The sequence below is a fragment of the Variovorax sp. PvP013 genome (genome assembly GCF_050435945.1).
Lineage (GTDB): Bacteria > Pseudomonadota > Gammaproteobacteria > Burkholderiales > Burkholderiaceae_C > Variovorax.
The window spans coordinates 1-21,210 of the sequence record NZ_JBNDLF010000018.1 but is presented as its reverse complement, the minus strand read 5'-3'; the positions used below and the strand labels follow the sequence as shown (position 1 = coordinate 21,210).

14 protein-coding genes, 2 tRNA genes and 2 pseudogenes are annotated in these 21,210 nt (G+C 65.1%); 2 read left to right on the top strand and 16 right to left on the bottom strand.

From position 1 onward, the window contains the following. Positions 1-1,245 precede the first annotated feature (1,245 nt). Together ABID77_RS22260 and ABID77_RS22255 are read left to right on the top strand one after the other, a co-directional pair. Positions 1,246-1,836: a transposase gene (locus tag ABID77_RS22260; protein ID WP_429600637.1), complete on the top strand. Its 591-nt coding sequence runs from the start codon at positions 1,246-1,248 to the stop codon at positions 1,834-1,836. Continuing rightward, positions 1,799-2,014, top strand: a pseudogene (locus ABID77_RS22255) (transposase); the annotation flags it as partial. The gene ABID77_RS22260 and the pseudogene ABID77_RS22255, both read left to right, overlap by 38 nt. A 625-nt stretch (positions 2,015-2,639) precedes the next feature. Here the strand turns inward: ABID77_RS22255 and ABID77_RS22250 are convergent. The 16 genes and pseudogenes from ABID77_RS22250 to tuf form a co-directional block, all read right to left on the bottom strand. Continuing rightward, positions 2,640-2,715: transfer RNA gene (locus ABID77_RS22250), tRNA-Phe, on the bottom strand. 16 nt (positions 2,716-2,731) lie between these two features. After that, positions 2,732-3,451 carry a response regulator gene (locus ABID77_RS22245; protein ID WP_429600635.1) on the bottom strand — a complete coding sequence of 240 codons (720 nt, stop codon included), beginning with the start codon at positions 3,449-3,451 and terminating at the stop codon, positions 2,732-2,734. Between the two features lie 51 nt (positions 3,452-3,502). Next, on the bottom strand, positions 3,503-5,851 hold the full coding sequence (locus ABID77_RS22240) for an ATP-binding protein (RefSeq protein ID WP_429600633.1): 2,349 nt from the start codon (positions 5,849-5,851) through the stop codon (positions 3,503-3,505). Then, on the bottom strand, positions 5,848-6,387 hold the full coding sequence (locus tag ABID77_RS22235; RefSeq protein WP_429600632.1) for a DUF4390 domain-containing protein: 540 nt from the start codon (positions 6,385-6,387) through the stop codon (positions 5,848-5,850). Before ABID77_RS22235 ends, ABID77_RS22240 begins: the two co-directional genes overlap by 4 nt. A gap of 103 nt (positions 6,388-6,490) precedes the next feature. Then, positions 6,491-7,861 carry a 16S rRNA (cytosine(967)-C(5))-methyltransferase RsmB gene (gene rsmB, locus ABID77_RS22230; RefSeq protein WP_429600631.1) on the bottom strand — a complete coding sequence of 457 codons (1,371 nt, stop codon included), beginning with the start codon at positions 7,859-7,861 and terminating at the stop codon, positions 6,491-6,493. Between the two features lie 40 nt (positions 7,862-7,901). Further along, entirely contained in the window at positions 7,902-8,552 is a 651-nt protein-coding gene (locus ABID77_RS22225) for a lema family protein (protein WP_429600629.1), read from the bottom strand. Positions 8,553-8,660: 108 nt separating this feature from the next. Then, positions 8,661-12,899, bottom strand: a complete 4,239-nt coding sequence (gene rpoC, locus ABID77_RS22220) for a DNA-directed RNA polymerase subunit beta' (protein ID WP_429600627.1) — start codon at positions 12,897-12,899, stop codon at positions 8,661-8,663. Between the two features lie 20 nt (positions 12,900-12,919). Continuing rightward, positions 12,920-17,044 carry a DNA-directed RNA polymerase subunit beta gene (gene rpoB, locus ABID77_RS22215; RefSeq protein WP_429600625.1) on the bottom strand — a complete coding sequence of 1,375 codons (4,125 nt, stop codon included), beginning with the start codon at positions 17,042-17,044 and terminating at the stop codon, positions 12,920-12,922. Between the two features lie 251 nt (positions 17,045-17,295). After that, the gene (gene rplL / locus ABID77_RS22210) at positions 17,296-17,670 is read right to left on the bottom strand and encodes a 50S ribosomal protein L7/L12 (protein ID WP_429600623.1); all 375 of its coding nucleotides are present in this window, start codon (positions 17,668-17,670) and stop codon (positions 17,296-17,298) included. 48 nt (positions 17,671-17,718) lie between these two features. Beyond that, entirely contained in the window at positions 17,719-18,261 is a 543-nt protein-coding gene (rplJ, locus tag ABID77_RS22205; protein WP_296314042.1) for a 50S ribosomal protein L10, read from the bottom strand. 267 nt (positions 18,262-18,528) lie between these two features. Beyond that, positions 18,529-19,230, bottom strand: coding sequence for a 50S ribosomal protein L1 (gene rplA / locus ABID77_RS22200; protein ID WP_429600622.1), 702 nt, complete (start codon positions 19,228-19,230; stop codon positions 18,529-18,531). Beyond that, a complete protein-coding gene (rplK, locus tag ABID77_RS22195; RefSeq protein ID WP_296314038.1) occupies positions 19,231-19,662 on the bottom strand; it encodes a 50S ribosomal protein L11 in 432 nt (143 codons plus the stop codon). 171 nt (positions 19,663-19,833) lie between these two features. Next, entirely contained in the window at positions 19,834-20,442 is a 609-nt protein-coding gene (gene nusG / locus ABID77_RS22190) for a transcription termination/antitermination protein NusG (protein WP_429600638.1), read from the bottom strand. Beyond that, positions 20,442-20,825, bottom strand: a complete 384-nt coding sequence (secE, locus tag ABID77_RS22185) for a preprotein translocase subunit SecE (RefSeq protein ID WP_429600621.1) — start codon at positions 20,823-20,825, stop codon at positions 20,442-20,444. The genes nusG and secE overlap by 1 nt, the downstream gene beginning before the upstream one ends. A 106-nt stretch (positions 20,826-20,931) precedes the next feature. After that, positions 20,932-21,007, bottom strand: a tRNA-Trp gene (locus ABID77_RS22180). Between the two features lie 14 nt (positions 21,008-21,021). Beyond that, positions 21,022-21,210, bottom strand: a pseudogene (tuf, locus tag ABID77_RS22175) (elongation factor Tu); the annotation flags it as partial.

Below are 21,210 nucleotides of genomic sequence, written 5' to 3'. Positions count from 1 at the left end.
CAACACCGAAGATGTTTTTCTTTTCCGCTTCCACCGCCTCGGTCAACTTCCGTCAAACCAAACGCCGTGTCAGCGAAGCCTTCGATTATGACACGAGAGTTTCGACTTTGACAAGCATCTCTAAGAAATTTTTCCACCGTACTGTGTTCGCCTGAGTGGGCGTCGCAGACGTCAGCGGATCGCTGATACCTCTACGTACCTCATTCACTCAGTTCATCCACGATGGCGTCTGTTCGAAGCGAGCAGCAGGCTTTCAGAGAGTCCTGGAGATCATCCTTGGCGCCAGAGGAACCAGACGGAGTGCGTTCGAGCCTCTGAAACCGGCATCCGTCCGTGCTGTCGCCATGCTTGTACCGATCCGACCCATGCGACCGACTCGGTCGCACTTCACAGTCATTTGCACCTACGGAGCAATTGACGTCGCAAGCTGGTTCCAACAAGAGACCGTTCCATTCGTTGCTTGTTCGAAGGGCATCCATGAGCGACGCACGAAACTGGCGAGGTCATGACAGCGCATCGAACACGCAAGTGAACTCGACATGTTTTCCACCTCACCAGTGCCATGCCCAAGACTCAAGTACGACATTCGGTGTTGATGGACTTCCAGGCTCACCATTCAAAGCACTGGAATGCTCAAGCTTATTAGTGTGAACCTGAAGTTCGTTCAGGCTCTCATGATGTATTTCTGGTAGCTGTTCATTCACAGCCCAGGAGCACAACATGGCCCGACCATATGCCATTGCCATCGAGTCGAGCGAGGCCGATCGAGCCGTACTGCTCGGTCAGTCACATCGCCGCGAGACAGCTCAGGCCCTGGCGCTGTGGGCGCGCATCGTGCTGGCCTGCGCTGATTCAACAGCGACCCATGCATTCATTGCCGAGGCCATGGGCCTGAGCTTGATGATGGGTGTCGAGGTGTCGCCGTCGCTTTGCTCAATATGGCCCGTGCGGCCTGCGATGTATACCGCTCGGGAACGCCTCGAACGATTCTGGACAAGCAGGTCGAGGCCGTCATCACCACGACGCTGGAAGCCGTGCCAGAGAACGCCGACCACTGGCCCACCCGTACAGCTCGCCGCTCACCTGGGACTGAGCCAGACGACCGTCTCGCGCATACTGGCATGCTCTTGCTATGGCGCCGCATCGTACAGAAGGCGTCAAGCTCTCCATCGACTCGTACTTCGTCGACAAGGTACGAGACATCGCAGGACTCCATCTGCATCCACCCGAGCGCGCTCTTGCGCCGTGCTTAAACCAGAAACGTTCCATCCAAGCGAACAGCGACACGGCACGACCGACCTCGTTGCTGCCTTCGATGTCAAGGCCGGCATGGTCATCGCCGAGGTCCACCGGCGTCACTGCATCGCGGAGTTCCTTCACTTCCTGCAGACCTTCGAACGTGCCACGCCCGTGGCGTTCGAACTGCGTCTCGTGCTGGATAATGCCAGCCCCCTCAGGAGCCCAAACATGAAACGCTGGCTGCTCAGGCATCCGCGCGTTCACATACACTCCACGTCCGCTTCGGCCTCCTGGATCAACCTGGTGGGGTGCTGGTTCTCGATCCTCACGGCCCGTCGGCTCAAGCGCGGGAGGTTCCGCTCGACTCGCACCTTGGAGAACGCCATCCGTGCCCACGTCGCCACCAACGTGGATCCGAAGCCCTTCATCTGGACCAAGAACAGCCGATCAGATCCTTCGATCCGTCGCAGAGTTCTGCATACGGACTTCTGGATCTCACCACTAGAGCATGTTCTGAACTTTCTCTGGATCGACCTGGGCAGATCCGCATCTTGGAGCGATGCCAAGAAAGCCGTACCCGACCGATGTCAGCGATGAAGAGTGGAGCTTCGCCGCACCGTACCTGGTGCTTATGACCCAGGACGCCCCGCAGCGCGAACACAGCCTGCGAGACGTCTTCAACGCCTTGCGATGGATCGTCCGAGCTGGTTCGTCTTGGCGACTGCTGCCCAACGACTTTCCACTGTGGGAGGCGGTCTGCCAGCAAGGCCGCTGCTGACTGGATGCGCGCTGCTTGGAAGCCATGGCGTGGGCTTGCGTTCGATGATCATTTTTTTGCCTCGGGTCGGCAGGGACAGTTCAGGCAGGACGCCAAGATCCATGGCATCGAGCTGCAGGCGCTCAAGCTGACCGAGGCAAAGAAGAAATTGTGTTGTTGCCCAGACGCTGGATGGTCGAACGCAAGTTTGTCTGGACGGTGTGCCTTCGCCGGTTGGTCAAGGACTGCGAGCGACTGCCCGATGTGCTGCGCGGGCGGTACTTCCTGTTCTTCGCCATCCTCATGCTGGTCAAGGCAATGCCATTGTCGACGGCCACAGGAAATTCCCGACACGCTCCAGGCAGGCTTCGATGTGCGTCGCATCCGGTGGAACGCACCGACATGGATGGCTTCGGCGGCCATGGTTGCACAAGGCGCCCCCAGGTCCGCTGGATTTGGCGGCATGGCATGGCTAGAGTCTCGCCCCATCACGCTCGCACGAGCCCCGATGAGGCAGGTTCAGCCACAGGTGGCCAAAAGTCAAACGTCTGGGAATTCAGAGGTCCGCTCGAGCTTCTTCGGACAGGCCCCTTGATGTGCAAGGGGCGTCCGCGCTGACTTGGGATCTACTGAGAAAGAAAGATGGTGGCCTGGGTCGGAATCGAACCAACGACACGCGGATTTTCAATCCGCTGCTCTACCAACTGAGCTACCGGGCCATATTGCAGCCTTCGATTATACAGCGTTGCGACGTCCGCGTGTCAAATCGACGCCAAGTTGCTTGAGCTTGCGATACAGGTGGGTGCGTTCGAGCCCCGTCTTCTCGGCCACGCGCGTCATGGACCCACCCTCCATGGCCAGATGGAATTCGAAGTACGCCTTCTCGAAGCCGTCACGCGCATCGCGCAGCGGCCGATCGAGATCGAAACTCTGGCGCGACTGGGGTCCAGCATCGATGGTCGCCGCAGGCGAGGCTGCCGGGAAGGCTGCCGTCGATGGCGTGATCAACGTGCTCTCGCTGCCTGCGGTGGTGACGGCCGCCGCGAAACCACTGGCCGGGGGCACCACGCTGGCGGCCGCGCGCCGGGCGCTCTCGCGCGCGAGTCCTTGCTCGACCGCCTTGAGCAGCTTCTGCAGCGTGATGGGTTTTTCGAGGAAAGCGAAGGCGCCGATGCGCGTCGCGTCGACCGCCGTGTCGATGGTGGCATGGCCGCTCATCATGACGACCGGCATGCTCAGGAGTCCGGCGGTCGACCATTCCTTGAGCAGGGTGACGCCATCGGTGTCGGGCATCCAGATGTCCAGCAGCACCAGGTCGGGTCGGGCTCGCTGGCGGGCGGCACGCGCTTCGGCGGCGTTCTCGGCGAGCTCCACGTGATGGCCTTCGTCATTGAGAATTTCGAAGAGCAGGTCCCGGATGCCCAGTTCGTCGTCGACCACGAGAATATTTGCCATGAATGCTATCGATGCCTGTGCGCTGTGTGACGAGCGCCTTGTCGATGGCGCTCAGCCGATGGATGGTCTGGCTTCGTCGGTGTGAGCAAGCGCTCCCGGCGGTTCCTCGGACAGCGCAAATGATAGCGAGACTTGCGCGCCGGTCGTGATGCCGTCGGTAACACGATTGGAAAGCTCGATGCGGGCGCCGTGCTCCTCGGCGATCTTCTTGACCACGGCCAGGCCCAGGCCGGTGCCCTTGGTCTTGGTGGTGACGTAGGGCTCGAAGGCGCGCTTGAGGATGTGCTCGGCGAACCCGGGACCGGTGTCCTGCACCGTCAGACGGACGCGCCGACCCGAGTCGCCCAGTCGCGTGCGCAACGTCACCTCGCCAGCATGGCCCGTGGCGGCCATGGCGGCTTCGGCGGCATCCTGGGCGTTCTGCAGCAGGTTGTGGATGACCTGACGGATCTGCTGGGCGTCGCCACGCACCGGCGGGCAGCGCTCGTCGAGCTCGCAACGCACCGCCACGGGCGTGGTCTCGGCGCCGTAGAGCTGCAGCACGTCGGTGACCAGCGCGTTGAGATCGACGGGTTTCAGCTCGGCCGCGGGCAGGCGCGCATAGTCGCGGAACTCGTTGACCAACCGCTTCATCGCATCGACCTGGTCGACGATGGTCTTGACCGACTTGGTGAGGATCGCCTGCTCCGGTGCCGCCACCTTGCCCGAGAGCTTCATCTCCAGTCGCTCGGCCGACAGCTGGATCGGCGTGAGCGGGTTCTTGATCTCGTGCGCCAGGCGGCGCGCGACCTCGCCCCAGGCCTGGGCGCGCTGGGCGGAAGCGATCTCGGAGATGTCGTCGAACACCAGGAGGCGCTCGGCGCCGGGCAGCTCGGCGCCCCGCGCGACCAGGCTGATGGCGTCCTGCTGCATGTCGAAGCTGCTCGCGCGCAGTTCGAAGGCATGTTGCCAGTGGTCGAGCCCGTGCTGGATGCGCTCGACCTCGAAGTCGTCGAACTGCTGCTGCACGTTCAGCGCGAAGTCGGCCAGCCCCGGCACGTCGCGCAGCGGACGGCCCTCGTACGCCGCCAGGGGCGCGCGCAGCACCCGGGTGGCGCCGGGATTGGTCGAGAGCACGGTGCCCGCCGCGTCGAGCACGATCACGCCGGAGGTCAGGTTGTCCAGGATGGTCTGCAGGTTGCCTCGCGCGGCGTCGAGCTCGCCCACGGTCTGCTCGACGGCCGCGCGGGCGTCGGCGAGCTGCTGCGTCATGACCGCGAACGAGCGTGTGAGGCCGCCGAGCTCGTCCTTGCCCTGCAGCACCGCGGTCGGCCGCAGGTCGCCGGCGGCGACCTGGCGCACGCCGTCGGCCAGCACCAGCAGCGGCCGCGCCAGGCCGTTGCCGAACAGCACCGCCAGGAGCACGGCGCCGAACACCGCCAGGAACAGGCACAGCGTGAGTGTGCCGATGTACATGCGCCGCAGGCCCTCGCGCGCGAGCGAGCGTTCCTGATACTCGCGGTTGGCCTCTTGCACCGCCAGCGCGTTGGCCACCACCGCCGGCGGCAGCGGCACCGTCACCTGCAGGAAGCGCGGCTCGGTGTTGAATTCGAAGCCCGGGCGCTGGACCAGCGCCATCGCCCGCACGACGGCGGCCGGCAGCGACGCACCCTGCACGGTCGGCGCTTCGTCCAGGCCCTCGATGTGGGCGATGGGCCGATCGGCGCGCACCTGCCGGAACTGCTGCTGCGTCGGTCGCTCCGGATTGATCTGGAAGCGCGACACGCCCGCACCGGCGACCAGTTGACCGGTGCCGGTCCACAGCACGACATCGCTGGCACCGAGCTGGTCGCGGATGCGCTCGAGCGCCAGGCCGGCGCTGGCATCGGCGACCTGCGAGAGCTGGCCGCTCGCCGCGCGCGTCTTGACGGCGAGGTCGTCCGAGAGCGAATCGAGCGTGGCGCGTCCGAGATTGAGGCCGGCGTCGAGCGCGCCCTCGACCTTGACGTCGAACCAGCTCTCGATCGAACGCGAAACGAACTGGTAGGAGACGAAATACACCAGCACCCCCGGCACCACGCCCACCAGCGCGAAGATGGCCGCCAGCTTGATCAGCAGGCGGCTGCCGAACTTGCCCTGCCGCAGGCGACGCACCAGCCGCACCGCGACCCAGCCGATCACCAGCAGCAGCAGCGTGGCGACCACCACGTTGATGCCGAAGAGCCGCGTGTAGTTCTCCTCGTAGAACGCGCGGTTGTTGGTCGATACCGCGAGCAGGAACATCAGCACCAGGCCGATCGCCGTGACCAGGGCCGCGATCACGCCGATGGTCCAGCGCACCGCCTTCGCCCGGCGCGCGGCGCGCGGCGCGCCCTCGCCCGCACCGGACGCGCCCGCCGACGTGCCTGGCCGGGACGTCACAGGTTCTTCTCCACGACGAGTCGCGCGCTGCGCTCGACCGAGATGTCCCAGTCGGCCAGTCCCACCACGCCGATCTGGAACGGACGCGGCAGCTGGGACGTGTCGAGCCGGAAGCGGAACACCACGAGGTGCGTGGTGTCCTCCGCGATCTCGCCGATGTCGCCCAGGCGCAACCGGCCGACGCGCTTGATGCTCTCGAGCGCATCCTCGAGGCCGTCGAAATTCTGGTTGAGCTGGACACCCAGGCCCGCGTTCCCGCTGGTGGGTACCGCATTGACTCGCCAGCGGCGCGTGAGGGGTTGGTAGGCCAAGCGCACCTGCCGCATCGCCTGCGCGACGCGGCGGTCGGTCCAGTACCAGCGCTCGCGATAGACCTCGGCCTCGGCGACGAAATGGATGGCGATGCCCTTGTCGAGCACCTCCTGGATCAGGGCGGGGAGCTGGAAGTCGACGTTGGCGTTGAGATAGATGCCATCCTCGCCGCGTTCGAGCCGCATCTGCGTGACGCTGGCGTTGTGTGCCGACTGCGCACGCACCGGTGCCGACAGTGCGGCGATCGACGACGCGGAAGAAAGAAGGAACAGGCCCCGGAGAAAGTCGCGTCGACCCCACAGGCCGGGACGGTCCGCCGACGGCGGGTCAGCGGGAGGTCTTTTCGAGCAGTGCGTAGAAGAAGCCGTCGTGGTCACCGAGGGCATTGTCCGGGACGCCATGCGCATTCGCCCCCGACTGCGGCAGCAAATGGCCCGGCGAGGGCTTCAATCGCGCATCGGTGTTGTGTGCAAGGAACGCCTCGATCTGGTGCGAGCCTTCGTCTCGGAACACCGAGCAGGTGCAGTAGAGCAGCCTTCCTCCCGGACGCACCAGCGGCCACAGGGCGGCCAGCAACATCGCCTGCTGAAGCGCGAGCTGCGCCGTGTCGCTCTCGCGCCGCAACCAGCGCACGTCCGGATGGCGCCGCACGATGCCCGAGGCGGTGCAGGGCGCATCCAGCAGGATGGCATCGAAGGGCGTGCCGTCCCACCACGATGCCGGACGTCCGGCATCGGCCACCCGCACCCGGGCTTCGAGGCCCAGGCGCGCGAGGGTCTCGCCGATGCGTCGGCTGCGCACGGCGTCGACCTCGACGGCCGTGACCTCGATCGGCACGGCGCCGGCCAGTTCGAGCAGGTGGGCGGTCTTGCCGCCGGGCGCCGCGCAGGCATCGAGCACGCGCAATGGCGCGCCCTCGACGACGGGCGCGAGTCCCTTCAGAAGCAGCGGCGCGGCGAGCTGCGCCGCGGCGTCCTGCACCGAGCTCTCGCCCGCGTCGAAGCCTGGCAATTGATGCACCGGCCGCGCCTGCGCGAGCTGCAGACCGCTGGCGCCGACCGGCAACGCATCGAGCCCCACGTCGCGCAGCGCGTCGAGGTACGCCGCGACGCTGGTCTTGCGCAGATTGACTCGCAGGGTCATCGGTGCCTGCCGGTTGCTGGCCTGCAGCACGCGCTGCCAGTCGCGCGGGTGATCGCGCCGGAGCCGCTCGATCCACCAGCGCGGATGGTTCCACTGGGCGACGGGCTCGTGCTCGGTGGCGGCGACCAGTTCGTCGCGCTCGCGCAGGAAGCGGCGCAGGCAGGCGTTGACGAAGCTGGCCTGCGCACGCGTGGCCGGGTTGCGCTTGGCGGCCTCGACCGCCTGGTCGACCAGCGTGAAGGGCTCGTAGGGCGCCGCGTCGGGGTCCCAGGCGAGCGCCAGGGCGGTGCACAGCAAGGCGTCGGCCTGTGGCGGCGGGGTGCGCTTGGCGAGGTGGCGGCGCAGCGCCTCGGCGCGGCCGAGCCGTCGCAGCACCTGGAAACCCAGCGACTGGACGCCCGGACGCAACGCCGGCTCGACGGCCTCGAAGGCGACCGAGCCCGACATGCCGCCGCGGATGGCGGCCAACGCGCCCGCGGTCAGCTGCAGCTGCCGCCAGAGCGGCGGTTGCGCAGCGGGAACGGCGGCGGAATGAGTAGGAGAGTCTTGGGACAAGTTGCGCCGATGGTAAATGAGTCGGAAATCGGGCCTCGCATCACCGCAACGGCGCGGCGCGATGCATCCGCATCACCCAGGCGACGAGCACGGCCGGAAACTGCCGGATCGCCCGGTTGTAGTTGGCCACGGCCAGATTGAACTGGCCGCGCGCGACCTCGGCGTCGGGCGAGGGCTCGGGCCAGGCGATGGGCAGGCCGGCGGCTTCCTCGCCGACGGAGGCGGTGGCGAAGCGCACCACCGCCTCCGGATGCAGCGTCTGCCAGACGCCCAGCATCACGTGCAGCGCGGTGTCGAGCGCCGCCATGCGCTGGGGATCGAGCGGGCGCAGCCGCGTCGCTGCGAGCAGGGTCGACAGCTGGGTCGTGGTGGCCTTGAGCGAGACGTACGCGGCCGGGCCGTGAGCGGGTGTGGCCGGTGGATCGGGATCGACCGAGGTGTCGTCGTCCAGTCGATCGGTCGACCCGGCAGCGCTGCGGGCGGCGATGTCGGCGTCGGCATGGGCCGTCAGCGCGGTCACGGCCTGCGCCTGGACGAAATCGAGTTGCCGCACCAGCGCGGCGTCCAGCGTCGCATAGGCCTGCAGGGTCGCCGAGCGCAGGCGCACCAGGCGGTTGTAGGCACCGACGAACCAGAAGAGCAGCACGGCGGCGCCGACCCAGTGGCCGAAGGAGTCGGGAAGGTGGATCACGCCGGGACCTCCTGTCGTAGAAACGCCCCCTTCCCGCGGACGGGAAGGGGGCGCAGAGGGTCGCCGGTCATGGACCGGCTTCCGTGGGTCGAGCGCGAGGCACCGAGCTTACTCGGCCGCCGCGCCTTCGCTCGCATCGGCGGTCGTCGTCGTGACGCCGTCGTCGCTGCCGGAGCCGGCCAGTTCGGCGGCTTCGGAATCGGCGATCGCGCGGCGCTCGGCTTCGTCCATCAGGTCCTTGGCCTTGCGTGCCTGGTGGTACGCCATGCCGGTGCCCGCGGGGATCAGACGGCCGACGATGACGTTCTCCTTCAGACCGCGCAGCTCGTCGCGCTTGCCCATGATGGCCGCTTCGGTCAGCACGCGCGTCGTTTCCTGGAACGATGCGGCGGAGATGAACGAGTCGGTCGAGAGCGACGCCTTGGTGATGCCCAGCAGCAGGTTGGTGAACGTCGCGGGGATCTTGCCTTCGGCGCGCAGGGCGTCGTTGGTGTTGAGCATTTCGCTGCGTTCGACCTGTTCGCCGGAGATGTAGGTCGTGTCGCCGATGTTGTCGACCACGACGCGGCGCAGCATCTGGCGAACGATCACCTCGATGTGCTTGTCGTTGATCTTCACGCCCTGCAGGCGGTAGACGTCCTGCACCTCGTCGACGATGTAGCGTGCGAGTTCCTCCGAGCCCAGCAGGCGCAGGATGTCCTGCGGATCGGCCGGTCCGTCGACCACGCTCTCGCCCTTGTTCACCACCTGGCCTTCGTGCACCAGGATGTTCTTCTCCTTGGGCACGAGTTCCTCGTAGACGTTGCCTTCGGGGTCGGTGATCTGCAGGCGCAGCTTGCCCTTGGTTTCCTTGCCGAACGACACCGTGCCGGTCATCTCGGCCAGCATGCCCTTGTCCTTGGGCGAGCGGGCTTCGAACAGCTCGGCCACGCGGGGCAGACCGCCGGTGATGTCGCGCGTCTTCTGGCCTTCGACCGGAATGCGCGCCAACACCTCGCCCGGACCCACGTCCTGGCCGTCGCGGATCTGCACCAGGGCGCCGATCGGGAAGCCGATCGTCACCGAGTGGTCGGTGCCGGGGATCTTCACTTCCTGGCCCTGGGCGTCGACCAGCTTGACCTGCGGACGCACGACCTTGGCCGAGCCGCGACGCTTCGGATCGATCACCACCAGCGTGGACAGACCGGTCACCTCGTCGACCTGCTTGGCCACGGTGAGGCCTTCCTCGACGTTCTCGAACTTCGCCTGACCGGCGAATTCCGTGATGATGGGTCGCGTGAGCGGGTCCCAGTTGGCGAGGATGGCGCCGGCCTTGACCTGCTGGTCGGCCTTGACCGCCAGCACGGCGCCGTAGGGCACCTTGTGGCGTTCGCGCTCGCGGCCGTGCTCATCGTGGATGACGATCTCGCCCGAACGCGAGATCACGACCAGCTCGTTCTTGCTGTTCGTCACGTAGCGCATCGTGGCGTTGAAGCCGATCGAGCCGTTCGACTTGGCTTCCACGTTGGAGGCGATGGCCGCGCGCGAGGCCGCGCCGCCGATGTGGAAGGTCCGCATCGTCAGCTGCGTGCCGGGCTCGCCGATCGACTGCGCGGCGATCACGCCGACCGCTTCGCCGATGTTGATCAGGCCGCCGCGACCCAGGTCGCGGCCGTAGCAGGTCGCGCAGATGCCGAAGCGCGTCTCGCACGTGAGCGCGGTGCGCACCTTGACCTCGTCGACGCCCTGCGACTCGAGCATCTCGATGTTGTCCTCGTCGAACATCTGGCCGGCGCTCAGCAGCACGGCCTGCGTCTCGGGATGCAGCACGTCGTCGGCCGCCGAACGACCCAGGATGCGGTCGCGCAGCGATTCGATGACCTCGCCGCCTTCGACGATGGCGCGCATCAGGTAGCCGCCGTGCGTGCCGCAGTCCTGCTCGATCACGACCAGATCCTGCGTCACGTCGACCAGGCGACGCGTCAGGTAGCCGGAGTTCGCGGTCTTGAGCGCCGTGTCGGCCAGGCCCTTGCGGGCGCCGTGGGTGGAGATGAAGTACTCCAGCACGTTCAGGCCTTCGCGGAAGTTCGCGGTGATGGGCGTCTCGATGATGGAGCCGTCGGGCTTGGCCATCAGGCCCCGCATGCCGGCCACCTGGCGGATCTGCGCGGCGGAACCGCGTGCACCCGAGTCGGCCATCATGTAGATGGAGTTGAAGGACTCCTGCTCGACTTCCTTGCCGTGACGGTCGATGACCTTCTGCTTGGACAGCTTGGCCATCATGACCTTCGACACCTCGTCGCCGGCCTTGCCCCAGATGTCCACCACCTTGTTGTAGCGCTCGCCGGAGGTCACCAGACCCGAGACATACTGCTGCTCGATCTCCTTCACTTCCTTGGCCGAGCGGTCGATGATGCCGTGCTTCTCGGCGGGCACCAGCATGTCGTCGATGGCGATGGAGATGCCGGCCTTCGTCGCGAGACGGAAGCCGTTCTGCAGCAGCTTGTCGGCGAACACCACCGTCTCCTTCAGACCGCACTTGCGGAACGAGACGTTGATGAGCTTGGAGATCTCCTTTTTCTTGAGCGCCTTGTTGATGTTCGAGAACGGCAGGCCCTTGGGCAGGATCTCGGACAGCAGCGCGCGGCCCACGGTGGTGTCCACCAGGGAGGTCGACGGCGTGAACTCGCCGGTTTCCTTGTCCTTGGTGTACTCCGTGATGCGCACGGCGATCTTCGCGGTGAGCTCGACCTCGTTGGCGTCGAGCGCGCGCTGCACTTCGCCGATGTCGGAGAAGATCAGGCCCTCGCCCTTGCCGTTGATGCGGTCGCGGGTCGTGTAGTACAGACCCAGCACCACGTCCTGCGACGGCACGATCGACGGTTCGCCCGAGGCCGGGAACAGCACATTGTTGGAGGCCAGCATCAGCGTGCGGGCTTCCATCTGGGCTTCCACCGACAGCGGCACGTGGACGGCCATCTGGTCGCCGTCGAAGTCGGCGTTGAACGCCGCGCAGACGAGCGGGTGCAGCTGGATCGCCTTGCCTTCGATCAGGATCGGCTCGAAGGCCTGGATGCCCAGGCGGTGCAGCGTGGGCGCGCGGTTGAGCATCACGGGATGCTCGCGGATCACCTCTTCGAGGATGTCCCACACCACCGGCGTGCCGGATTCGACTTCCTTCTTGGCCGCCTTGATCGTCGTCGCGATGCCCATGGCTTCGAGGCGCGAGAAGATGAACGGCTTGAAGAGCTCGAGCGCCATCAGCTTGGGCAGGCCGCACTGGTGCAGCTTGAGCGTCGGGCCCACCACGATGACCGAACGTCCCGAGTAATCGACGCGCTTGCCCAGCAGGTTCTGGCGGAAACGACCCGACTTGCCCTTGATCATGTCGGCCAGCGACTTGAGGGCGCGCTTGTTGGCGCCCGTCATGGCCTTGCCGCGACGACCGTTATCCAGCAGCGAGTCGACCGCTTCCTGCAGCATCCGCTTCTCGTTGCGCGCGATGATCTCCGGCGCCTTGAGCTCCAGCAGGCGGCGCAGGCGCGAGTTGCGGTTGATGACGCGGCGGTACAGGTCGTTCAGGTCGGAGGTCGCGAAGCGGCCGCCGTCCAGCGGCACCAGCGGACGCAGGTCCGGCGGCAGCACGGGCAGCACTTCCAGCACCATCCACTGCGGCTTGATGCCCGACTTGCGGAAGGCTTCCAGCACCTTCAGGCGCTTGGAGTTTTTCTTGACCTTGACTTCGGAGCCGGTCAGGTCACCGCGCAGGCGTTCGATCTCGCTGTCGAGTTCGATGCCCTCGAGCAGGTCGCGGATGCCTTCGGCGCCCATCTTGGCGACGAACTCGTCGCCGAACTCACGGCGCTTGGTGTCGTAGTCGTCCTCGGACATGATGTCGCGCTTCTTCAGCGGGGTCATGCCGGGATCGGTGATCACGTAGGCTTCGAAATACAGCACGCGCTCGATGTCGCGCAGCGTCATGTCGAGCACCAGGCCCAGACGCGACGGCAGCGACTTCAGGAACCAGATGTGCGCGCAAGGCGCGGCCAGGTCGATGTGACCCATGCGCTCGCGGCGGACCTTGGTCTGCGTGACTTCGACGCCGCACTTCTCGCAGATGACGCCGCGGTGCTTCAGGCGCTTGTACTTGCCGCACAGGCACTCGTAGTCCTTGATGGGACCGAAGATCTTGGCGCAGAACAGGCCGTCGCGCTCGGGCTTGAAGGTACGGTAGTTGATCGTCTCGGGCTTCTTCACCTCGCCGAAGGACCACGAGCGGATCTTCTCGGGCGAGGCCATGCCGATCTTGATGGCATCGAAATGCTCGTCGGGCGTGAATTGCTTGAACAGGTCGAGTAATGACTTCATGTGACTCTTTCCTTGTCTGCTTATGAACGTTCGAGTTCGATGTCCAGGCCCAGGGAACGGATTTCCTTGACCAGCACATTGAACGATTCCGGCATGCCGGCTTCGATGGAGTGTTCGCCCTTGACGATCGACTCGTACACCTTGGTGCGGCCGACCACGTCGTCGGACTTCACCGTCAGCATTTCCTGCAGCACGTAGGCGGCGCCGTAGGCTTCCAGCGCCCACACTTCCATCTCGCCGAAGCGCTGGCCGCCGAACTGGGCCTTGCCGCCGAGCGGCTGCTGCGTGACCAGCGAGTACGGACCCGTGGAGCGGGCGTGCATCTTGTCGTCCACCAGGTGATGCAGCTTCAGGAAGTGCATGTAGCCGACGGTGACCGGACGCTCGAACTGCTCGCCGGTGCGGCCGTCGTACAGGTAGGCCTGCGTGCGGGTCTCGGTCAGACCCTTGAGCTTGGCGATCTCGTCCGGGTAGGCGAGCTTGAGCATGCCGCGGATCTCCTCCTCGGAAGCGCCGTCGAACACCGGCGTCGCGAAAGTGGCGCCGCTCGACAGGTTGGCGGCCATCTCCAGCACCTCGGTGTCGCTGAGCTGGCTCAGGTCTTCCTTGCGGCCGGAGCCGTTGTAGAGCTGGTCCAGGAACGCGCGCAGTTCGGCGATCTTGGACTCGGCCTGCAGCAGGTCGCCGATGCGCTGACCGACGCCCTTGCCGGCCCAGCCCAGGTGCACTTCCAGCACCTGCCCGACGTTCATCCGCGAGGGCACGCCCAGCGGGTTCAGGCAGATGTCGCACGGCGTGCCGTCGGCCATGTGCGGCATGTCCTCGACCGGAACGATCTTGGAGACCACGCCCTTGTTGCCGTGGCGGCCGGCCATCTTGTCGCCCGGCTGCAGGCGGCGCTTGACGGCCAGGTAGACCTTGACCATCTTGAGCACGCCCGCAGGCAGTTCGTCGCCCTGCGTGAGCTTCTTGCGCTTTTCCTCGAACGCGAGGTCAAAGCTGTGACGCGTCTGCTCCAGAGAGTTCTTGATCGACTCGAGCTGCGTCGCCACTTCGTCTTCCGCCGGGCGGATGTCGAACCAGTGGAACTTCTCGATCGACGACAGGTACGCCTTGTCCAGCTTGGTGCCCTTGGCCAGCTTGTTCGGGCCGCCATTGGCGGTCTTGCCGGTCAGCAGCTTCTCGATCCGGTCGAAGGCGTCGGCCTCGACGATGCGCAACTGGTCGTTCAGGTCCAGGCGGAAGCGCTTGAGCTCGTCGTCGATGATCTGCTGGGCGCGCTTGTCGCGCTGGATGCCTTCGCGGGTGAACACCTGGACGTCGATCACGGTGCCCTGCGAACCCTGGTCCACGCGCAGCGAGGTGTCCTTCACGTCGGAGGCCTTCTCGCCGAAGATCGCGCGCAGCAGCTTCTCCTCGGGCGTCAGCGTCGTCTCGCCCTTGGGCGTGACCTTGCCCACCAGCGTGTCGCCGGGCATGACTTCGGCGCCAACGTAGATGATCCCGGACTCGTCCAGGCGGTTGAGCTGCTGCTCGGCCAGGTTCGGGATGTCGCGCGTGATTTCCTCGGCGCCCAGCTTGGTGTCGCGCGCCATGACCACCAGCTCCTCGATGTGGATCGAGGTGTAGCGGTCCTCGGCGACGACGCGTTCGGAGATCAGGATCGAGTCTTCGAAGTTGTAGCCGTTCCAGGGCATGAAGCCGATCAGCATGTTCTGGCCGAGGGCCAGCTCGCCCAGGTCGGTCGACGCACCGTCGGCCACCACGTCGCCCTTGGCGATCTTGTCGCCGCGCTGGACGATCGGACGCTGGTGGATGTTGGTGTTCTGGTTCGAACGCTGGTACTTGATCAGGTTGTAGATGTCCACGCCGACCTCGCCGGCCGCCGCTTCCGCGTCGTTCACGCGCACCACGACGCGGGTGGCGTCGACGTAGTCGACGATGCCCCCGCGCGTGGCCGTGACCACGGTGCCGGAGTCGACCGCGGAGACGCGCTCGATGCCGGTGCCGACGAACGGCTTCTCGGGACGCAGCACCGGCACGGCCTGGCGCTGCATGTTGGCGCCCATCAGCGCGCGGTTGGCGTCGTCGTGCTCCAGGAAGGGCACGAGCGAGGCGGCCACCGACACGATCTGCGCGGGCGAGACGTCCATGTACTGGATGCGTTCGGCGCCCACCAGGATCGATTCGCCGGCTTCACGGGCCGAAACCAGGTCGCCGGTCAGCACGCCGTCTTTGTCCAGGGCCGCGTTGGCCTGGGCGATGACGTACTTGCCTTCCTCGATGGCCGACAGGTAGTCAATGTCCATCGTGACCTTGCTGTCGACCACGCGGCGGTACGGCGTCTCGATGAAGCCGTATTCGTTCAGGCGGGCATACAGCGCCAGCGAGTTGATCAGGCCGATGTTCGGGCCTTCGGGCGTCTCGATCGGGCAGACGCGACCGTAATGGGTCACGTGCACGTCGCGCACCTCGAAGCCGGCGCGTTCGCGCGTCAGACCGCCCGGACCGAGGGCCGAGACGCGACGCTTGTGCGTGATCTCGGACAGCGGGTTGGTCTGGTCCATGAACTGCGACAGCTGCGAGGCGCCGAAGAACTCCTTCAACGCGGCCGAGATCGGCTTGCTGTTGATCAGGTCGTGCGGCATCAGGGGTTCCTGCTCCGCCTGGCCCAGACGCTCCTTCACGGCCTTCTCGATGCGGGCCAGGCCGGTGCGGTACTGGTTCTCGGCCAGTTCGCCGACGCAACGCACGCGGCGGTTGCCCAGATGGTCGATGTCGTCGACCTCGCCATTGCCGTTGCGCAGGTCGACCAGGATCTTGACGACGTGCAGGATGTCCTCGTTGGTCAGGACCATCGGGCCGGTCGATTCCTCGCGGCCGACCTTGGCGTTGAACTTCATGCGGCCCACGCGCGACAGGTCATACGTGTCCGGGTTGTAGAACAGGCGCTGGAACAGGGCCTGCACCGCGTCTTCCGTCGGCGGCTCGCCGGGGCGCATCATGCGGTAGATGGCCACGCGCGCGGCGAATTCGTCGACCGTCTCGTCGATGCGCAGCGTCTGCGAGATGTAGGCGCCCTGGTCGAGTTCGTTGGTGTAGATGACCTGCAGGTCCTGCACGCCGGCCGTGCGCAGCTTCTTGAGCAGCGCCTCGGTCAGTTCGTCGTTGGCCTTGGCCAGGATCTCGCCCGTGTCGCCGTCGACGATGTTGCGCGCCACCACGCGGCCGACCAGGAAGTCTTCCGGCACGCTGATGTGCGTGGTGCCGCCCTGCTCCAGCTCGCGGGTGTGGCGGGCGGTGATGCGCTTGTCCTTGGCGACGACGACCTTGCCGGCCTTGTCGGTGATGTCGAAGCGCGCCACTTCGCCGCGCAGGCGCTCGGAGACGAACTCCATCTGCGCGCCGCTGTCCATGAGGCGGAAGTTGTCGTTGACGAAGAAGTTCGCCAGGATCGATTCCGGATTCAGGCCGATCGCCTTGAGCAGGATCGTGACCGGCATCTTGCGGCGACGGTCGACGCGGAAGTACAGCATGTCCTTCGGGTCGAACTCGAAGTCGAGCCACGAACCGCGGTAGGGGATCACGCGGGCGGAGAACAGCAGCTTGCCCGAGCTGTGGGTCTTGCCCTTGTCGTGCTCGAAGAACACGCCCGGCGAACGGTGGAGCTGCGACACGATGACGCGCTCGGTGCCGTTGATGATGAACGAGCCCTTCTCGGTCATGAGCGGCACTTCGCCCATGTAGACCTCCTGCTCCTTGACCTCCTTGACCACCTTCGACTGCGAGGTCGACGACTCGCGGTCGTAGATGATCAGCTGCACCTTGGCGCGCACGGCCGAGGCGAAGGTCAGACCGCGGGTCTGGCATTCGCGCACGTCGAACGCCGGCTTCGCCAGGTTGTACTCGAGGAACTTCATCTCGACGAAACCGTTGTGCGAGACGATCGGGAACGCGGCGGTGAAAGCGGCCTGGAGACCGTCGATGGTGCGCTTGGTCGGCGCGATGCCCGCTTGCAGGAACGCGGTGTAGGCATCCTTCTGCATCTGCAGGAGGTAGGGAATCTCGACCACGCTGTCGCGGTTGCCGAAGTTCTTTCGGATGCGCTTGCGTTCGGTGTAGCTGTAGGAGGACGTTTGGGCCATGAGAGCTCCGGGGCTTGAAATCTTCAGCGACTTAGTCCGATGCTCGCGCACCGTGCTCCTTGGCGGCTGGCCACTACCAGCCGTTGGCGGACGGCGATGCATTGCACATCGCCCGAACCAAGGGTTCTTCTGCAGTCGGGGTCAGAAGACACTCGCAAATCGCGTCGGGACGCCGGCTTGCGGGTGCGCTCTGAAAGCGCCAAAGGCTGGAGGACCTTTTCAGGCACCTCCAGCCTTTTAGAGGGGGAAAATTACTTCAGTTCCACCTTGGCGCCGGCATCTTCCAGCTTCTTCTTGGCAGCTTCGGCGTCGGCCTTGGACAGGCCTTCCTTGACGGCCTTGGGAGCGGCTTCCACCAGGTCCTTGGCTTCCTTGAGGCCCAGGCCGGTGATTTCGCGCACGGCCTTGATCGCCGAGACCTTGTTCGCGCCAGCTTCCATCAGCATGACGTTGAATTCGGTCTGCTCTTCGACCACGGCGGCAGCGGCACCACCGCCGGCTGCGGGAGCCGACATGGCGGCGGCGCTCACGCCGAACTTCTCTTCGATGGCTTTCACCAGGTCGTTGAGTTCCAGGACCGTCATGCTGTCGAGCGCGGTCAGAAATGCGTCTTTATCGAATGCCATTTTTGTTTCCTAACAATTGGTTTGAATGTTCAAGGGCACGAGCCGCGCTCAAGCGGGCTGCGCTTCGGCGGCCGCCGGTGCTTCTTCGGCGGCTGCCGTTTCGCCGCCACCACGCTTCTCGGCCAGCGCCGCGAGCACGCGGGCGGTACGGGAAACGGGCGACTGCATCAGGCCCAGCAACTGGGCGAGCAACACTTCCTTGGAAGGGATGCTGGCCAGCTGCTTCACGCCGTTCACGTCCAGGCTCTTGCCGGCGAAGGCACCGCCGCGAATGACCAACTTGTCGTTGGTCTTCGCGAAATCGGACACCACTTTCGCGGCGGCCACGGCGTCGACGGAAAAACCGTAGATCAGCGGACCGGTCATCTGGTCGCCGATGACTTCGAATGCACTTCCCGCGACAGCACGGCGTGCCAGCGTGTTCTTCAACACGCTGAGCGTCACGCCCTGACTGCGCGCGGTATTGCGCAACTTGGTCATGTCGGCAACCGTGATGCCACGGTACTCCGCCAGAACGAGCGTTTGAGCTTGGGCGGCGAGGGTGGTCACATCGGTGATGACCGCTTCTTTCTCACTGCGATTCAGACTCAAGGTCTACTCCTTTTGATGCGCTTTCCGGCCGGAGCCTCGAAGCGCGCTTCATGCAGCGACCAACTGTTTCGGAAACGGATTCCTTGCAGCGGGATCGCCATCTGCGCTGGTGGACGACCTCGCGAGAAGCCATCGATTAAGTGCAGCGAACTGCACGCCAGCGGTCTTGGATGGCCCGCCGTGGCAATCGGCCCTCTTTCGAGGGATTCCTGCCCCGGTGACCCACCACATCACCACGCCCACGAAGGACATGGCGAATTTCTTCGATCAGCCCTGTTGAGCGATCGTCTGGGTGTCGACGCGAACGCCCAGACCCATCGTCGAGGACACGGCGACCTTGCGCAGGTAGATGCCCTTGCTGGTCGCCGGCTTGGCCTTGACCAGCGCGTCGATCAGCGCCGCCAAGTTGCCCTGGAGCTTGTCGGTGTCGAACGAGCGGCGGCCGATCGTGCCGTGCACGATGCCGGCCTTGTCGACGCGGAACTGCACTTGGCCGGCCTTGGCATTGCGCACGGCTTGGGCCACGTCGGGCGTGACCGTGCCGACCTTCGGGTTGGGCATCAAACCGCGCGGACCGAGGATCTGGCCCAGCGTACCGACGACGCGCATGGCGTCAGGTGCCGCGATCACGACGTCGAACGGCATGTCGCCGGCCTTGACCATGGCAGCCAGATCGTCCATGCCGACGATGTCGGCACCGGCGGCCTTGGCTTCCTCGGCCTTGGCGCCTTGAGCGAATACGGCGACACGCTTGGTCTTGCCGGTGCCATTGGGCAGCACGACGGCGCCGCGAACGACCTGATCGGACTTCTTGGCGTCAATGCCGAGTTGCACGGCCACGTCGATGGATTCATCGAACTTGGCGGTCGCGGCCTCCTTGATGATGCCGATGGCATCGACCAGCGGGTACAGCTTGGTGCTGTCGACCTTGCCTTCGAGGGCTTTTTGCTTCTTGGTCAGCTTGGACATTTACACGCCCTCCACATTCACGCCCATCGAGCGGGCAGATCCGGCGATGGTGCGGACCGCGGCGTCGAGATCGGCAGCCGTCAGGTCCTTCATCTTGGTCTTGGCGATCTCTTCGAGCTGTTCGCGCGTGATCTTGCCGACCTTGTCGGTGTGTGGACGGGCCGAGCCCTTGTCCAGCTTGATGGCCTTCTTGATCAAGGTGACCGCTGGCGGCGTCTTGATGATGAAGGTGAAGCTCTTGTCCGCGAACGCGGTGATGACCACCGGCAGCGGCAGACCGGGCTCGACGCCCTGGGTCTGGGCGTTGAACGCCTTGCAGAACTCCATGATGTTCAGACCGCGCTGACCCAGTGCGGGACCGATGGGCGGTGACGGGTTGGCCTTGCCAGCTGGTACTTGCAGCTTGATGAAGCCGACGATTTTTTTCGCCATGACTTTGCTCCTTGCGGGTGATGACGCCCAGGCTTTCGGCCTCGGGCTCCCCGGGGTTGAACGGCTCTTCGATGTCGCATTCGCCGCCGAGCCGGAGAGGCGGCGAACACCGGATCTGGATCGCACCGAAGAAGGACAAGCGCGCAGCCTTGTCCTTTTCCAGGCAGGGTTTCAAGTCTTCTCGACTTGGCTGAATTCGAGTTCCACCGGCGTCGCGCGGCCGAAGATCATGACCGAGACGCGCACCTTGCTCTTCTCGTAGTTGACCTCTTCGACCGTGCCGTTGAAGTCGGTGAACGGACCTTCCTTGACACGTACGAATTCGCCGGCCATGAATTCGACCTTGTGACGCGGTTTCTCCGTGCCCTGCTGCATCTGGCTGACGATGTCCTCGACTTCCTTCTGCGAGATCGGCGCCGGACGATTCTTGGCACCACCCACGAAACCCGTCACCTTGTTGGTGTGCTTCACCAGGTGCCAGCTCTCGTCGTTCATGATCATCTCGACCAGCACGTAGCCCGGGAAGAACCGGCGTTCCGTCGTGCGCTTCTGGCCGTTCTTGATCTCGACCACTTCTTCGGTCGGCACCAAGATGCGGCCGAACATGCTCTGCATGCCGGCACGGTTGATACGCTCCGTGATGTTACGTTCGACGGCCTTTTCCATGCCCGAATAGGCATGCACCACATACCAGCGCAGGTCCGGATTGGTCGGAGGCGCGAGCACAGGCACGCCTTCGGCCGAGGGTTCCACCACCGTGGTGTCGATATCGTCGGTCATCATTTTCTCCAGCCCAGGATGAGGTCGAAGAACACCCATTCCAGGGTCTTGTCCGTTGCCCAAAGGAAGATCGACATGATCGCCACGAAGGCGAACACGTAGGCCGTCATCTGCATGGCCTCCTTGCGCGCCGGCCAGACGACCTTCTTAACTTCACGCCATGAGTCGCGACCGAAGGCCCACAACTGACGACCGTTCTCGGAACTCGCGAATACCGCCACTGCAGCGGCCAGACCCACCAGCAACGCAGCCCATTGGGCCAGCGAGCCCTGCCGCGCAAGCAGATAGAACGCCACGATGGCGCCCACTGCCAGCACCACGGACCCGGCAAGTTTGGCCTTGTCTGCGCTGGTGCTCACGGTTTCGATTTGAGTTGTAGCCATCTTCGGCGAGTCCCTGTGGCCGAACACCGGCCTTCAATTCATTGCGCCTCTTGAGACGCCGAAGCCCGTCGGGTTGCGACGGGCCTTTTTGTGCGCCACTTTCAGGTGGCAGGGGCAGTAGGAATCGAACCTACAACCTTCGGTTTTGGAGACCGACGCTCTGCCAATTGAGCTATACCCCTTCAGTGATCCGATCTCAGGCGAGGATCTTGGCGACGACGCCCGAGCCCACGGTACGGCCGCCTTCGCGGATGGCGAAGCGCAGGCCTTCTTCCATGGCGATGGGGTTAATCAGCTTGACGGTGATGCTGACGTTGTCGCCGGGCATGACCATCTCCTTGTCCTTGGGCAGCTCGATCGCGCCGGTCACGTCCGTCGTGCGGAA

What these genes read in the sequence shown, in the direction of transcription:
- ABID77_RS22245 (WP_429600635.1), bottom strand. Translation starts at nt 3,451, where the DNA reads ATGGCAAATATTCTCGTGGTCGACGACGAACTGGGCATCCGGGACCTG.
- rpoC (WP_429600627.1), bottom strand. Translation starts at nt 12,899, where the DNA reads ATGAAGTCATTACTCGACCTGTTCAAGCAATTCACGCCCGACGAGCAT.
- rpoB (WP_429600625.1), bottom strand. Translation starts at nt 17,044, where the DNA reads ATGGCCCAAACGTCCTCCTACAGCTACACCGAACGCAAGCGCATCCGA.
- rplL (WP_429600623.1), bottom strand. Translation starts at nt 17,670, where the DNA reads ATGGCATTCGATAAAGACGCATTTCTGACCGCGCTCGACAGCATGACG.
- rplA (WP_429600622.1), bottom strand. Translation starts at nt 19,230, where the DNA reads ATGTCCAAGCTGACCAAGAAGCAAAAAGCCCTCGAAGGCAAGGTCGAC.
- rplK (WP_296314038.1), bottom strand. Translation starts at nt 19,662, where the DNA reads ATGGCGAAAAAAATCGTCGGCTTCATCAAGCTGCAAGTACCAGCTGGC.
- nusG (WP_429600638.1), bottom strand. Translation starts at nt 20,442, where the DNA reads ATGACCGACGATATCGACACCACGGTGGTGGAACCCTCGGCCGAAGGC.
- secE (WP_429600621.1), bottom strand. Translation starts at nt 20,825, where the DNA reads ATGGCTACAACTCAAATCGAAACCGTGAGCACCAGCGCAGACAAGGCC.